Source organism: Massilia putida (assembly GCF_001941825.1).
In the GTDB taxonomy this organism is placed as follows: Bacteria; Pseudomonadota; Gammaproteobacteria; order Burkholderiales; family Burkholderiaceae_D; genus Telluria; species Telluria putida.
The window spans coordinates 47,440-61,760 of the sequence record NZ_CP019038.1 but is presented as its reverse complement, the minus strand read 5'-3'; the positions used below and the strand labels follow the sequence as shown (position 1 = coordinate 61,760).

The window sequence follows — 14,321 nt, the reverse complement described above, 5'->3', positions numbered from 1 at the left end:
TCATGCAACTCCGTCACTGCGTTTTCTCGTTGACCGTCAGCAGCCTGCTCACCGCCTCCGCGTTTGCCGCTCCTGGCGCGCAAGACCGCGTCTACACCGCTGACCAGAATACCAATACCGTTTCAGTGATCAACCCGGCGACCAATTTGCTGCTCGGCCAGATCAAACTGGGCAACCAGCGTCCCGACGTGTTGTCGCCGCTATACAAGGGCGAGATCAATGTGCACGGCCTGGGCTTTTCGCCCGACCACAAGACCCTGATTGCCATTTCAAACGGCTCTAACTCGGTGGCATTCATCGACACGGCGACCAACAAGGTCAAAGGAATCACCTATATCGGTCGCTCGCCCCATGAAGGGTTTTTCACTGCCGACGGCCGCGAAGTCTGGGCGGTGGTGCGCGGCGAAGACTACATCTCGGTGATCGACCCGGTCACCTTCAAGGAGAAAAAGCGGATCGAGACGACCGCCGGCCCCGGCATGGTGCAGTTCCTGCCGAACGGCAAGCTGGCGTTCGTCGTCTCCAGCTTCAATCCCGTGGTCGACGTGATCGACATGAAGTCGCACAAGGTCATCAAGCACATTAAGGTCGTCAGCCCGTTCTCGCCGTTCCTTCAGTTCACCCCTGATTTCAAGGAAATGTGGATGACGCACAAGGATGCCGGCAAAGTGACGCGCATCGATACTGCCAGCCTGGAAGTAAAGGGCGTCATCGATACCGGCTTCATTACCAACCACTTGGCGTTCGCGAAGACTGCGGCTGGCACCCGTGCTTACGTAACGATCGGCGGTGAGAATGTCGTCAAGGTGTACACCACCGACGCCACGCCGACGCTGGTTGCGACGATCCCTACCGGCGCGTTGCCCCACGGCATCTGGACCTCCGACGACGGCACACGTCTGTATGTGGGACTTGAAAACGGCGACGCGGTCGATGTCATCGACAGCGCCACCAACAAGGTGATTGCGCGCGCACCGGTCGGCCAGGCGCCGCAGGCACTGGTGTACGTTTCGAACGCCGTGCCGCACGGCGACGGCATGACCAACCTGGTCCCGCGCGCCAACAGCGAGCCAATCAACATTGCGCTTAAACCCGCTGCCGGCGAGGCCAAGGGATTCGTTGTGGCCCGTAACCTGGGCGTGGTGGACGCGCTGGAAGTGTCGCTGTTCAAACTCAAGCCGCAGACCGCGTACAGCGTGTACGTCACCGGCCAGGCCGCGCCGGTGGCCAGTTTCAAGACGAATCCGATGGGGATGGCGAACGGCACTGCGATCGGACCGATGCGCGCCGTGAGCAACGGCCTCAACGACAAGGCCGCGACGGCGAGTCGCATCCTGGTGATGGAAGGGGACGTGGCCGTCGATCCACAAAAAGCCGTATTGAGTAGCGTGCAGTAAGCAAATCACGACAATACTGTGGCAGTATCGAGCTAACCGATTTCACAATAATAACGGAGACCAGTATGGCGAAGAACTCGTTGATATTGACGGCGGAGGCGTTGCGGCGCCGTTCCTTTATGAGGCAGGCCGGCACGCTCGGTGCCGCCGGCGTGTTCGGCAGTCCGGTATTGAGCGCGCTCGCGGCGGAGGCAGGCCACGTCACGCTGCCGTTTGAAAACGGCGAGCGCGAACTGGTCGTGTATCCTCAAAAGCGGCCGCTGATCCTGCTGACCGCCCGTCCGCCGCAGCTGGAAACTCCGTTCAGTGTGTTCAACGAATCGGTGATTACGCCGAACGATGCGTTTTTCGTCCGATATCACTGGAGCGGCATTCCCACCGCGATCGATGCGCAAACATACCGTCTCAAAGTCGGCGGCAATGTTAATACGCCGCTGGAGCTCTCGCTCGCCGACCTCAAGCAAATGGCTGACGCCACCGAACTGGTTGCCGTGAACCAGTGTTCCGGTAACAGCCGCGGCCACCTGTCGCCGCGCGCCAACGGCGGCCAGCTATCGAATGGTGCCATGGGCAACGCACGCTGGACTGGCGTGCCGCTACGCAAGGTGCTGGAAAAGGCCGGCGTCAAGGCCGGGTCGGTACAGGTCTCGTTCAACGGCCTTGACACGCCGCCCGTTGGCGACGGGCCCGATTTCATGAAGGCGCTCAATATCGACCATGCGCTCGACGGCGAAGTCATGTTGGCCTGGCAAATGAACGGTGCCGATCTGCCGATGTTGAATGGCTACCCACTGCGCCTGGTGGTGCCCGGCTACTACGGCACCTATTGGGTCAAGCATCTGTCCGACATTACCGTGACCGACAAGGTATTCGACGGATTTTGGATGAGCACGGCCTATCGCATCCCCGACAATCAGTGCGCCTGTACCGAGCCGGGAAAGGCGCCGACCAAGACCGTCCCGATCAATCGCCTCAACGTGCGCTCGTTCGTGACCAGCCTGACCGACGGCATGCACGTCAAGGTCGGGCGCCAGACGGTGGTGCGCGGGATTGCGTTCGACGGCGGCTACGGCGTGAATGAGGTGGCGTTTTCATCCGACGGTGGCAAGAACTGGCAAGCCGCACAACTGGGCAAGGACCTGGGGCGCTACTCTTTTCGAGAGTGGAGCGCGGCGTTCACGCCGAAACAAAAAGGAAACCACGAACTGCTGGTTCGGGCGGGCAACCGGATCGGTCAAGGCCAACCCGCGAGCGCCCTGTGGAACCCTGCCGGCTACATGCGCAATGTGGTCGAATCGACGCGCGTCGTCGCGGTATAAGGGGAACCACATTGAAACATCCACTGATTTGCTCTCTGTTCACCATCAGTCTGATGGCTGCGGCCCCAGCTTTCGCCCTCGACATTCAGCTTCCGCCTGAAACTGCTGTCTTCAAACCCAGCGAGTTGCCGGGATATGCGCTGGCCCAGCGCAACTGCATGACATGTCACTCGGTCCATTACATCCAGTCGCAGCCCACGACATCGCCGCGCGGCTACTGGGATGCCACCGTGAGAAAGATGAAGAAACCGTTCGGTGCGCAATTCTCAGACGCGGATATCCCGGACATGGTCGATTACCTGGTCAAGACCTACGGTGCCGAACGCAGTAACGCAGTGCCGATTGCGAACGCGGCGATAAAGCCAGCTGCAGTTGCACCGAAGGCCGGCGCCACCGCAGCAATCGATACGAAAGCGTTGCTTGCCGCAAATGCTTGCATGGGATGTCATTCGATCGACAAAAAGGTCGTCGGGCCGGCATTCAAGGAAGTGGTGGCAAAGTACAAGGGCAAGGCAGACGCGGTATCACTGGTGGCGAGGAATATTCGAGCGGGCGGCGCTGGCAAATGGGGGCCTGTACCGATGCCAGCTTTCTCCCAACTGAGCGAGGGCGAAGCGATGGCCTTGGCGCATTATGTCCTGGCGCAATGAATTTGATGCCATCCCCTTCCTGTAGACGCCTTTACTGAGCATGCCCGCCGGGGACGTGCTTCGCGCCATGCCGTCGCTCGCCCCGGCACAGCCGGGGGCCGGCCGGTGCTGCTTTTCAACAACGGGCAAGCGGGCGCTGAGACAAATCAGGCCGGTTTGACCCGCTTACGCAACAGACTGCCGGCCGCGTTATCCTCGAACCGGCTGGCCTCCTCAATGTAGCCATGGACCGTGCCGTCGTGGCGCCAGCCTCCTTGCTTCTTGATGTCGCGGAAGTCGGCGCCGGCGCGGTGCGCGCTGGTGGCCATGCCACGCCGCAGACTGTGACTAGACAGGTCTAGCACGTAGTCGAGTTTGACCAGTGTCGCGCAATCCTCCAGGATCGTATTCACGCTGCCCACGCCCAGAGCGGCGCTGGCCACCGTCCCCCACTTGCTGATAGACCGAAACACCGGTCCGGCCATGATGTCGGCGGCGTCGAGCCAGGCGCGCAACGCCGCCGCCGGGCAGCAAGGGCCGTCGCTGTACGGGATCGCCTTGATGATCCCTTCGCCCAGTTGGTCAGTCTTCGAGCGCGGCAGCATGATTTCGATGCCCTCGGGTGTCCAGCCAATATGTCCGACCTCGATGGCGACCAGCTCGCTGCGCCGCAATCCGCCGAAAAAACCGATCTGCAAAAGTGCGTTGTCGCGCGTCGCCTTCAACGTGCCGGCGCTGACCAGCTGCACCACGATACGTTCCAGGTCCTCGATTGGAAGGGCCTTGGCCCTCTTCTTCGGGCGGCCGTGCGTGCGTGCGATCCCCGTCAGTGTCTTGCGCACGGTCGGTGTCGAAGCCGGATTGGGGAAGCCCAGGTGGACGTGCCACTGCGACAGTGCCGTCAGGCGCAACGCCAAGGTGCGGGGATTGAGGGTCGGCGCGTAGGTGAGCAGGTATCGGATGATCGCCGCTTCGTCGGCCGGCAACACGCCGCCCCACGCCAGGTAGTGGTTTACGGCGGACCGGTACGCCCGGCGCGTGTTGTCGGCCGTGGCGGCGGCCAGGACGGCGCGGTGCTGGGCTGCGAGCACGGCGTCCACAGCTGTAACGGCAGAGTGCAGCGCCGACGCTGGGTGTGCATCGTTATTTTCGGCGCCGTTGTCGGCGGGTTCGGGGGTGGCCATGGCTGTGTTGCTCGCGGTCGGGCTTGTAACGGGGGTTACGGCAGGATAGCACGCTGCGGATCGACATCGGTGTCGATAATCTACACTAGGACGTTAAGCGCCAAGGCAGTTGGCCGCATTTCAGAATGAGGAAGCGACGCAAGAGCCATTGCGGCCAAGTAGGGGTGAAGAGGGAAAACGGAAAAAATCAGGCGCTAAGACATAATGAGGGGTCGAGGTGCAGCGGAACGGCAAACCAGGTTAAGGCCACTCCTGACTTTTTCGTTGCTTGCTGGGTTATGCAGTGGCCGCAGCCAGCCCTTGGCTACTGCTTCCAACACAGAGTAGGAATACTGGCCAAGCATGTTGATGTGCTCATGCAGTAACGGCGGCAGCCTGGCCATGTCATCATCTCGAACATCAGAGCTGACATAAAACAGCAGCGGTATCCCAGTGCTCAGCGAGAGCCGAAGAAGCTGTCGATTTTCTCGGTTAGTGTTGCGCGCGAAAGCTCACCCATATGCCGCTTGTATAGCCGGCCTTGAGCATCATAGAACAGCGTTGTGGGGTAACCAGACGAACCAGTTCGGGCACTTACCTGCTTGGCCGGATCGAGAACGATATTTGGCATTTGTAACCCATTCGCGTCGAGGTAGCTTTGTACGGTTGCTGCTGATTCTCCTTGATTCGCAAACACGAAGTGGATTTCTGGATGGGCTAGCTGTGCAGCCTTTAATACAGGCATCTCACGTCGGCACGGCGGACACCAAGTTGCCCAAAGATTGATAATCAAGGGGCGGCCCACAAAGGCACTGAGCGGCACAGTTGTGTTGTCGAGGCGGCGTACCTCAATTGTCGGGACAGGCACACCCACCGGCGTAAGGGCATGATTCAGCGCACTTCCTCCGAAAAAGACAAAGCAACCCGTCAAGGTTGCAGTCAGAAGCGGCCTACGTAGTGTCGTCGAGCGCCGTGACAATTCCATGCCAACCAAAACGGCCGTCGCGAAACCGGCCAGGTTGTCGAAGCCTCCATCACGAAAGTCGATGATCGACAATGGAGCATTGGAATAAATCTCATGATGTCTTAATACGAAGATCGAGCGTCCGGCGAGGAAACCGAACACGATCATCTTCCAAAGAACGGGGCCCGGATCGACACCGCGCCTCGTGCGGAACCACGCGGCAACAGAATGGGCAAGCGTTATGCCTGCTAAGAGTAGTGCTACTTGTACAGGGACGACGAGCGGCCCAAATCGTACAGCATCCAAAAAGTGGCTCCCTGAATCGAAATTTGTGAACTTTAACTTGCAGTTCTAGTTGCGAATGAACATCTATTTGGCCGTGACTTGCCTGACGAAGCTGGCGAAATCAGCGGAACCCTGAAGGTTGAACCCCATGGTTTGCGCTTCCTCGAACGTGCGTTCCGCTGTCCACCCATTCTGCTTTGCACGACTAAGCGCGAGCAGCAACGCGGCCCTCGTGCCAGTGGCGCAATGCAGTAAATGCGGCCCTTGTGTTCTCTGCATTACTTGACTTAACTCGTCAATCTGCTGCTCTGACAGGGCTGTCTTGTTGACTGGTACATTGAAGTAATCCAGTCCACTGTTCCTGACCAACTCGGCGTTCGAGGTGGCCGTTTCCCCAGGCGTACGCATGTCAATTACGGTGTGAATGCCTTGCTGCTTCGCCTCCACCAAATCCTGCCCCGAAGGCTGGGGACCGATGAACAGGCCATCCCCTATTTGCTTGAAGTTTGTCATTTCAATTTCTCCGTTGGTTAGCGGCACGTCAGCCCTGCGGGCTCTGGGTCATCTGGCGGCAATAGCTGGCCAAGTTCTCTGGCAGGTCTGGGGGACAGACGCCACATTGCTTATTCCCCGGGACAGCGTAGTCAATGAACTTAGGGTATGGAAGGTTCAGCTTGGCCATGATGTCCCTGAACTCTTCGAGCGTCTTTTCCCCGCCCAGGCGGGGATTACGCTTCTTTTCCTGCGCGATCGAGGAGACAAAACGCTGCTGGTAGTCGTGCGCCGGGTAGACCAAGGTTTCGTCGGGCAAAGCAAACAGCTTCTCTCGCACGCTTTTGTAGAGCGCATCGGCATCACCGTTTTGAAAGTCAGTCCTGCCACACCCCTCGATAAGTAAGGCGTCGCCTGTGAATACGCGGTCATTTAAAAGATAGGCAAAGTGCCCGTCGGTATGGCCGGGGGTATGCAGGGGCTGCAAAGTAATACCCCCGACCTGAAATGGCCTGCCTTCTTCGATGCCGACATCGGCACATGACAACTGATCGTAGGCAGGCGCGGCAATCTTGCTACCCACGGCACGCTTCATTTCCAAAGCTGCGGTGATGTGGTCGGCATGGATATGGGTATCGACCGTGTAAGCCAAGGTCAGACCTAACCTGTGCACCTCGGCCAGATCCCGATCCATGGTCGCAATCACGGGATCGATGAGGACTGCCTGTCCCGTGTCCTCGTCCCCCAGCAGATAGGTATAAGTGCTCGACAGGGGTTCGTACAGTTGTCTAAAAATCATGGGCGCTCCTTAATAGTCGTCGTGATCAGAGTTCGACACATGGATCATCGTCTCTACGTTTAATATATTATGTTATGGTATAATGTTCGTGTAAAGTGTTACTTTTAAACGGATCTACGTGGCCATGCCAAAGCAAATTGATTTAGTGAAACTGCATGCCGCAGCTGGGGAGGCTAGCAAGCTTCTGAAGGTACTGTCCAACCCCGACCGTATGCTCTTGCTATGCCAGATGACGCAGGGCGAGTTCTCGGTCAAAGAGCTGGAAACCATCACTGGGATCTTGCAGCCTACGCTTTCACAGCAGCTGACCGTGCTCCGCGAAGAGCGACTAGTGAATACGCGCCGTGAGGGCAAGCAGATCTTCTACAGCATCTCCAGTAGTGAGGCACTGGCAGTGCTACAGGTGTTGTACCAACTTTACTGCCCAACGTAATAGGAGGCTGTAATGATGATTGACTGGAACAATTTCACGCCCTGGACGTCGCTGGCGGGTGGGCTGATGATCGGAATAGCCACGGCACTGTTCTTGGTATTTAACGGAAGAATTGCGGGCATCAGTGGCATCGTGGGTGGCCTGTTAACGCCCGCAAGGGGCGATATCGCCTGGCGTCTTGCGTTCGTGGGCGGCCTAGTGCTTTCTCCTCTCGTGTTTTCAAGCATCGCTCCCCTGCCCCAAGTGCACATCGAGGCCGGTTACCCGGTCTTGATCCTGGCCGGACTGCTGGTAGGGATCGGTACCCGTTACGGTTCGGGCTGCACTAGCGGACATGGCGTGTGCGGGCTGTCGCGTCGCTCCCCGCGTTCGATGGTGGCTACCGTAGCCTTTATGTCCGCCGGATTCGTGACCGTCTACGTTGTTCGCCATCTTGTCGGCTAAGGGAGCAAAAATGAAAATCTTCATGTCGCTGTTGGTCGGCCTGTTGTTCGGCTTGGGGCTTATTTTGTCCGGCATGAGCGACCCCGCGAAGGTGCTCGGCTTTTTGGACCTGGCCGGAAACTGGGACCCGTCGCTTGCGTTCGTGATGGGCGGCGCTGTAGTCGTCGGCGCGCTGGTGTTTCCGTTCGCGGCCAAACGTCCGAGATCGATCCTGGGCGACGCCATGCGCTTGCCGACGGCTACGCAAATTGACCGCCGTCTCGTGCTCGGCGGACTCGCGTTCGGCGTCGGCTGGGGCCTGGCCGGCTATTGTCCCGGTCCTGCGCTCGCATCGCTCGCACAAGGCGGCGCCAAACCCTTGCTGTTCTTCATCGCCATGCTGGTCGGAATGGCGTTGTTTGAACTGCTCGAACGAGCAAAAGCCAAAGCCGCATCACCGGCCGCGTAACCGGGGCTGTGATGATTACGGGTCTTCTCTTGGGGGCGGTGGTAGGTATTGTCATGGGTCTGACAGGAGCTGGGGGAGGCATTCTCGCGGTCCCACTTCTTGTCTCCGGCATGCACTTAACGATCGCCGAAGCCGGCCCCGTTGGCCTGCTCGCCGTCGGTGTTTCTGCCGCAGCAGGTGCTTTGATGGGCTTAAAGGCTGGGATTGTGCGCTACCGCGCGACCGTGCTCATTGCCGGCACTGGCATCCTGCTCGCGCCACTCGGTGTATGGTTGGCTCACCGTTTGGACACGCGACTGCTCAGCCTGTTGTTTGCCGCTATTCTCGCCTGGGTCGCATATAAAACCTTCCGTGAAATCGTCGGCCGCAGTGTCGAGTCCACCTCTCTTACTCTGGATCGACCCTGCATTCGGGACGACATGAGTGGACGGTTTATCTGGACGAGCAAGTGCGCCGGCGCCTTATCGATCGCAGGTGCCATTGCGGGCATTCTGTCCGGTTTGCTCGGGGTAGGCGGCGGGTTCGTCATGGTGCCGGCCTTGCAGCGTTTCACGGATTTAGCGGTGCAATCGGTCGTCGCTACCTCGCTCGGTGTTATCGCACTTGTTTCGCTAACTGGCGTAGCGGCCAGCCTATCTACAGGAAAATTTCCCCTTGGTGTCGCGCTCCCGTTCGCAGCAGGAAGCATAGTCGGGATGGGAGTCGGCAGTGTGCTCACCTCGCGGCTTCCGCAAAAGTATCTGAAAGCTGCTTTCGGGGTGATATGTCTCGGGGTCGCTGCAATGATGACTTTTAAATCACTGTAGAGGAAACGATCGATAACACAACCCATATGCTCCTGCTGGCTCTCTTGGCCAGAGAATCACTCGTTCGTAGAACAGCATTAAGAAACCCCGTTCGCATTTTCGCCGTCACCTAAGCATGTGAGCTTAGGCTACACCCCAATTAGGCGTCAGGAGGGCCCTGCAAAATGCGTCAGGATAGAGTCATATAAACATTTTATTGACACCTGACCGGAAGGCTCATAGATTTCAGCCTGACATTCACAACAAGGAGGTTCCTTGAAGGGCCAACGAATCGGTTACGTCAGGGTCAGTAGTTTCGACCAGAACCCGGACCGGCAGCTCGAACATGCACAAGTCGACAGGGTATTCACCGACAAGGCATCGGGCAAAGACACTCAACGGCCGCAGCTGGAAGCGCTGCTGGGCTTCGTGCGCGAGGGGGATACCGTGGTCGTGCACAGTATGGACCGCTTGGCCCGCAACCTGGATGACCTCCGGCGCCTTGTGCAGAGCCTGACCAGGCGCGGCGTACGCATCGAGTTCGCCAAGGAGTGTTTGGCCTTTACCGGTGAGGACTCGCCAATGGCGAACCTGATGCTGTCGGTCATGGGCGCCTTTGCCGAGTTCGAGCGCGCCCTGATCCGTGAACGGCAGCGCGAGGGGATCGCGCTGGCCAAGCAACGTGGGGCCTACCGTGGCCGCAAAAAAGCGCTCGCGCCCGAGCGTGTGACTGAGCTACGCACTCGGGTCGCCGCCGGCGAGCCGAAAGCGGTCGTGGCCCGCGACCTTGGCATCAGTCGAGAAACCCTCTACCAGTACCTAAAAACGCGCACCGTATGAACGTTCATGCACTCATGATCGGACAGCCCTGAGCCCGGATTCTCTGCTCCATGTGCTTCTCTTTCATCAGATTTCCAAGAAATCGAACAAATGCCACGCCGCTCACTGCTTTCCGATACTGAACGCGACAGCCTGCTCGTGTTGCCCGAAAGTCAGGATGATCTGATCCAACAATATAGCTTCACGGACGCCGACCTGGCGTTGATCCGGCAACGCCGTGGCGCCGCAAACCGCCTCGGCTTCGCCGTGCAGATGTGCCTGCTGCGCTACCCTGGCTACGCGTTGGCCAGCGACACCATGCTGCCAGATCCTGTGATCCATTGGGTTGCCAAGCAGGTGCGCGGCGACGCCGGCGCCTGGCCGGAATATGGCGGACGGGAGAAAACGCGCAACGAGCACCTGCACGAGCTGCGCGCTTACCTCGGGCTGTCCGTGTTTGGCCTGCCTGATTTCCGCAAGCTGGTACACAGCCTGGCTGACCTCGCCATGCAGACCGACAAGGCCATGATCCTGGCTGCGCATTCCCTCGAAACGCTGCGCCAGAAGCGCATCATTCTGCCGGCGTTGACCGTCATCGAGCGCGCCTGCGCCGAGGCCGTGACGAGGGCGAACCGGCGGCTCTATCGCACGTTGATCGAGCCGCTGGAGCGCCACCACAAGCGCTCCCTGGACAACCTGCTCAACGTCGCGCCTGACATGAGCATTACCTGGCTCGTGTGGCTCCGCCAGTCGCCGCTCAAGCCCAATTCCCGCTACATGCGCGAGCACATCGAACGCCTCAAAGTGTTCCAGTCGCTCGCCCTGCCGGACGGGCTGGGCCGCCAAATCCACCAGAACCGGCTGCTGAAGATGGCCCGCGAAGGCGCGCAGATGACGCCGCGCGACCTGGCCAAGTTCGAGGATGAGCGACGCTACGCGACGCTGGCGGCGCTGGCCATCGAGGGCATGGCCACCGTGACGGACGAACTGGTCGACCTGCACGACCGAATCATGATCAAGCTGTTCAGCGCCGCCAAGAACAAGCATCAGCAGGACTTCCAGAAGCAGGGCAAGGCGATCAACGACAAGGTGCGGCTGTATTCGAAGGTCGGCCGAGCACTGGTTGAAGCCAAGGAATCGGGCGGCGACCCATACGCCGCGATCGAGGCGATCCTTCCATGGTCTGAGTTCGCGCTGAGCGTCACCGAGGCCGGCCAGCTGGCGCAGCCCGAGTCGTTCGACCACCTGTCGCTGGTCGGCGACCAATACAGCACGCTGCGCCGCTATACACCCGAGTTCCTGGATGGGCTCAAGCTGAAGGCGGCGCCGGCCGCGCAAGCGGTGCTCGACGCAATCGACGTGCTGCGCGAAATGAATATGACCGGCGCGCGCAAGGTGCCCGACGACGCACCAATCACTTTCGTCAAGGCGCGCTGGAAGCCGCTCGTCATTACCGACGAGGGGCTTGACCGCCGTTTCTACGAAATCTGCGTGCTGTCGGAGTTGAAGAATTCGCTGCGGTCCGGCGATATCTGGGTCCAGGGATCGCGCCAGTTCCGCGACTTCGAGGAATACCTGCTGCCGACGGCGAAATTCGGCGCCATGAAGACAGCGTGCGAACTGCCGATCGCGGTCAACCAGGACTGTGACCAATACCTGCATAACCGCTTGTTGCTGCTCGAACAGCAACTGGCCAAGGTCAACCACCTGGCGCTGACCAATGAACTGCCCGACGCGATTATCACCGAAACCGGACTGCGGATCAGCCCGCAGGATGCCGTGGTTCCGGAAGAGGCCCAGGCGCTGATCGACATCACCGGCGGCCTGCTGCCTCGTATCAAGATCACGGAGCTGCTGATGGACGTGGACGACTGGACCGGATTCACCCGCCATTTCGTCCACCTCAAGAGCGGCGAACAGGCCAAAGACCGCACGCTGCTGTTGTCGGCGATCCTGGCCGACGCGATCAATCTCGGCCTGACCAAGATGGCGGAATCCAGCCCGGGGGCGACCTATGCGAAGCTGTCCTGGTTGCAGGCCTGGCACATCCGGGACGAGACATATTCGGCGGGCCTGGCCGATCTCGTCAACGCCCAGTTCAAGCATGCGTTCGCTGAGAACTGGGGCGACGGCACGACGTCCTCGTCGGACGGCCAGCGCTTCCGCGCCGGCGGACGGGCGGAGAGTACGGGCCACATCAACCCGAAATACGGCGCCGAGCCGGGCAAGCTGTTCTACACCCACATCTCGGACCAATACGCCCCTTTCAGCACCAGGGTGGTCAACGTCGGCGTTCGCGATTCAACCTATGTGCTGGACGGCCTGCTGTACCATGAATCGGATCTGCGCATTGAGGAGCACTACACTGACACTGCCGGGTTCACGGACCACGTGTTCGCGCTGATGCACTTGCTCGGGTTCCGCTTCGCGCCACGCATCCGCGACCTGGGCGACACCAAGCTGTACGTGCCCGGCAAGGTAGCGGACCACCCGGCACTCCGCTCCATGATCGGCGGTAGTTTGAACATCAAGCACCTGCGCGCTCATTGGGACGACGTGCTGCGCCTGGCCGCCTCGATCAAGCATGGGACCGTCACGGCCTCCCTCATGCTGCGCAAGCTCGGCAGCTACCCGCGGCAAAATGGCTTGGCGATCGCGCTGCGCGAGCTGGGCAGGATCGAACGCACGTTGTTCATCTTGGACTGGCTCCAGAACGTCGAGCTGCGCCGCCGCGTGCACGCCGGTTTGAACAAAGGGGAGGCGCGCAACGCGCTGGCCAGGGCGGTCTTCATTCATCGGTTGGGCGAAATCCGCGACCGGACATTCGAGCAACAACGGTACCGCGCCAGCGGCCTGAACCTGGTGACAGCCGCCATCGTGCTGTGGAATACGGTCTATCTGGAGAGGGCAACGCAGGCCTTGCGCGAGTCGGGCAAGCTCCCCGATGCCCGCCTGCTGCAATTCTTGTCGCCCTTGGGCTGGGAGCACATCAACCTGACCGGGGATTACGTCTGGAGGCAGAACCGGAAGGTCGATGAGGGGAAATACCGGCCGCTGCGGGACTTCAAGGAGCGGTGATAGGGCTTAGCGCCCGATTTTTTCCGTTTTCCCTGTTCGCCCCTAATCCATCTTTCCGTTCAGGACGCGGTTTCCTCACGGAAAAGCCTAAACGCGAGTAAACAAAGTACCGCTTCCACCACGGCAAAAAGGGTCAATGCCTTTCCGAAGTCAAATAAGCTCAGCACCTCCCCGAAGATGAGACTGCCCAGCCCGAAACCGATGAATAACATAAATACGTTCAGGCCCATCGCTTGTCCTGGGCGCTGGCCCCCGAGGGATGTCACGATGCCGGCGAACAGCGGCTGGGTCATGTCATAACCCAGCGACAACACAGTTACCGCAAGCGCTGCGACCAGCAACGATGTATGCGAGAGCAGCGCTGCAGCGGCCAGTGCGCCGAGGCCCAGGCCGAGTGGCACAATGCGCCCGCGGCCGAAGCGATCTGCGGCGCGTCCGATCAAGGGTCCGAACAAAAAGCCGGGGACGCCGTAACCGAGCAATGCCAAGCCGATACCGACGGGGCCCAGGCCATACTGCCGCTCGAAATACAAGCCGAGCCATGTGAAGACGCCCGAGTGGAAAATCGAATTGAGCAACACAAAGAGATAAGTACGCTGGCCCCGTGCCGATGTGATCAGACCGCGATATGCTTGAAATAGCATGCTCCAGCCGCCCTGGATGGACTGGGTCGCGTCTGCGATCAGATTCCGATACGGAAGCAGAACGGCCAAGATGCCAGCCCCCGCGATGCCGACGCCGATGAAGATGATGCGCCATCCAGTGTACGGCTCCAGAACGGCGCCGATGGTGGAACCGAAAGCCATACCGCCGGCCATGGCGCCAAACAGCCAGCCCAGGGGGCGCCCTCGCCGCTCATAAGGGAATAACCGGCCGATCAGGACAAGGGCCAGCGGCACGACGCCACTTGCGCCGAGGCCGGTCATCAGGCGCCAAAACGCGAGTTGCGTGATCGACTGTGCCGTAGCTGTCAAGGACGTCAGCAGCGCAAACGCGCACAGCGAGGCGGCCATGATCCGCCAGATGCCGATGCGGTCGGCCAACAAACCGTAGGCGAGCGTTGCCGCACCGTATGGAATGAGATACGCAGGGACGATGAACCCGGTTTCGTGCGGCGAGACCGCGAATGTGGCCGCTAGCTGGGGAATGATGGGGGCCACCATGAAGGCCTGAAAGAAGATGATGAACGTTGCGGCAGCGAGCACGCGTAGCAGCGCTTCGCGCTGTCGGTTCATATCAATGGTCGTTGAGGTCATTGTTAATATT

Annotated in this window: 14 protein-coding genes; 9 read left to right on the top strand and 5 right to left on the bottom strand. The window is 59.8% G+C overall.

The window, feature by feature from the left end:
* Window positions 1-2 precede the first annotated feature (2 nt).
* The 3 genes from BVG12_RS02710 to sorB all read left to right on the top strand — a co-directional run bounded on the left by BVG12_RS02710 (window position 3) and on the right by sorB (window position 3,366).
* Window positions 3-1,397 carry a YncE family protein gene (locus BVG12_RS02710; protein WP_075791079.1) on the top strand — a complete coding sequence of 465 codons (1,395 nt, stop codon included), beginning with the start codon at window positions 3-5 and terminating at the stop codon, window positions 1,395-1,397.
* Window positions 1,398-1,516: 119 nt separating this feature from the next.
* The gene (gene sorA / locus BVG12_RS02705; protein ID WP_370660048.1) at window positions 1,517-2,716 is read left to right on the top strand and encodes a SorA family sulfite dehydrogenase catalytic subunit; all 1,200 of its coding nucleotides are present in this window, start codon (window positions 1,517-1,519) and stop codon (window positions 2,714-2,716) included.
* An 11-nt stretch (window positions 2,717-2,727) separates the two neighbouring features.
* Window positions 2,728-3,366, top strand: coding sequence for a SorB family sulfite dehydrogenase c-type cytochrome subunit (gene sorB, locus BVG12_RS02700; protein ID WP_228892616.1), 639 nt, complete (start codon window positions 2,728-2,730; stop codon window positions 3,364-3,366).
* 146 nt (window positions 3,367-3,512) lie between these two features.
* Here sorB and BVG12_RS02695 read toward each other — a convergent pair whose 3' ends face one another.
* The 4 genes from BVG12_RS02695 to BVG12_RS02675 form a co-directional block, all read right to left on the bottom strand.
* Complete coding sequence (locus BVG12_RS02695; protein ID WP_083684450.1) at window positions 3,513-4,529, bottom strand: tyrosine-type recombinase/integrase; 1,017 nt, start codon at window positions 4,527-4,529, stop codon at window positions 3,513-3,515.
* Between the two features lie 436 nt (window positions 4,530-4,965).
* Window positions 4,966-5,640, bottom strand: coding sequence for a TlpA family protein disulfide reductase (locus BVG12_RS02685; RefSeq protein WP_226994866.1), 675 nt, complete (start codon window positions 5,638-5,640; stop codon window positions 4,966-4,968).
* Window positions 5,641-5,841: 201 nt separating this feature from the next.
* Window positions 5,842-6,270, bottom strand: a complete 429-nt coding sequence (locus BVG12_RS02680) for a protein tyrosine phosphatase family protein (RefSeq protein WP_053821754.1) — start codon at window positions 6,268-6,270, stop codon at window positions 5,842-5,844.
* Between the two features lie 28 nt (window positions 6,271-6,298).
* Window positions 6,299-7,048, bottom strand: a complete 750-nt coding sequence (locus tag BVG12_RS02675; RefSeq protein WP_053821755.1) for an MBL fold metallo-hydrolase — start codon at window positions 7,046-7,048, stop codon at window positions 6,299-6,301.
* A 124-nt stretch (window positions 7,049-7,172) separates the two neighbouring features.
* Between BVG12_RS02675 and BVG12_RS02670 the strand changes: the two genes are divergently transcribed.
* From BVG12_RS02670 to BVG12_RS02645, 6 genes are all read left to right on the top strand, one after another.
* On the top strand, window positions 7,173-7,481 hold the full coding sequence (locus BVG12_RS02670) for an ArsR/SmtB family transcription factor (protein WP_053821756.1): 309 nt from the start codon (window positions 7,173-7,175) through the stop codon (window positions 7,479-7,481).
* 12 nt (window positions 7,482-7,493) lie between these two features.
* Entirely contained in the window at window positions 7,494-7,925 is a 432-nt protein-coding gene (locus BVG12_RS02665) for a YeeE/YedE family protein (protein ID WP_053821757.1), read from the top strand.
* Between the two features lie 10 nt (window positions 7,926-7,935).
* A complete protein-coding gene (locus tag BVG12_RS02660) occupies window positions 7,936-8,373 on the top strand; it encodes a DUF6691 family protein (protein WP_053821758.1) in 438 nt (145 codons plus the stop codon).
* Window positions 8,374-8,384: 11 nt separating this feature from the next.
* Entirely contained in the window at window positions 8,385-9,179 is a 795-nt protein-coding gene (locus tag BVG12_RS02655; RefSeq protein ID WP_075791074.1) for a sulfite exporter TauE/SafE family protein, read from the top strand.
* Between the two features lie 255 nt (window positions 9,180-9,434).
* Window positions 9,435-9,998 (top strand): recombinase family protein, encoded by a 564-nt coding sequence (locus BVG12_RS02650; RefSeq protein WP_075791073.1) that lies wholly within the window; start codon window positions 9,435-9,437, stop codon window positions 9,996-9,998.
* Window positions 9,999-10,088: 90 nt separating this feature from the next.
* Entirely contained in the window at window positions 10,089-13,055 is a 2,967-nt protein-coding gene (locus BVG12_RS02645; protein WP_075791072.1) for a Tn3 family transposase, read from the top strand.
* A gap of 59 nt (window positions 13,056-13,114) precedes the next feature.
* On the opposite strand, the gene BVG12_RS02640 is transcribed toward BVG12_RS02645, so the two are convergent.
* Entirely contained in the window at window positions 13,115-14,311 is a 1,197-nt protein-coding gene (locus BVG12_RS02640) for an MFS transporter (RefSeq protein WP_075791071.1), read from the bottom strand.
* Window positions 14,312-14,321: the final 10 nt, after the last annotated feature.

What these genes read in the sequence shown, in the direction of transcription:
- BVG12_RS02710 (WP_075791079.1), top strand. Translation starts at nt 3, where the DNA reads ATGCAACTCCGTCACTGCGTTTTCTCGTTGACCGTCAGCAGCCTGCTC.
- sorA (WP_370660048.1), top strand. Translation starts at nt 1,517, where the DNA reads ATGAGGCAGGCCGGCACGCTCGGTGCCGCCGGCGTGTTCGGCAGTCCG.
- BVG12_RS02695 (WP_083684450.1), bottom strand. Translation starts at nt 4,529, where the DNA reads ATGGCCACCCCCGAACCCGCCGACAACGGCGCCGAAAATAACGATGCA.
- BVG12_RS02685 (WP_226994866.1), bottom strand. Translation starts at nt 5,640, where the DNA reads ATGATCGTGTTCGGTTTCCTCGCCGGACGCTCGATCTTCGTATTAAGA.
- BVG12_RS02680 (WP_053821754.1), bottom strand. Translation starts at nt 6,270, where the DNA reads ATGACAAACTTCAAGCAAATAGGGGATGGCCTGTTCATCGGTCCCCAG.
- BVG12_RS02675 (WP_053821755.1), bottom strand. Translation starts at nt 7,048, where the DNA reads ATGATTTTTAGACAACTGTACGAACCCCTGTCGAGCACTTATACCTAT.
- BVG12_RS02670 (WP_053821756.1), top strand. Translation starts at nt 7,173, where the DNA reads ATGCCAAAGCAAATTGATTTAGTGAAACTGCATGCCGCAGCTGGGGAG.
- BVG12_RS02665 (WP_053821757.1), top strand. Translation starts at nt 7,494, where the DNA reads ATGATGATTGACTGGAACAATTTCACGCCCTGGACGTCGCTGGCGGGT.
- BVG12_RS02660 (WP_053821758.1), top strand. Translation starts at nt 7,936, where the DNA reads ATGAAAATCTTCATGTCGCTGTTGGTCGGCCTGTTGTTCGGCTTGGGG.
- BVG12_RS02655 (WP_075791074.1), top strand. Translation starts at nt 8,385, where the DNA reads ATGATTACGGGTCTTCTCTTGGGGGCGGTGGTAGGTATTGTCATGGGT.
- BVG12_RS02645 (WP_075791072.1), top strand. Translation starts at nt 10,089, where the DNA reads ATGCCACGCCGCTCACTGCTTTCCGATACTGAACGCGACAGCCTGCTC.
- BVG12_RS02640 (WP_075791071.1), bottom strand. Translation starts at nt 14,311, where the DNA reads ATGACCTCAACGACCATTGATATGAACCGACAGCGCGAAGCGCTGCTA.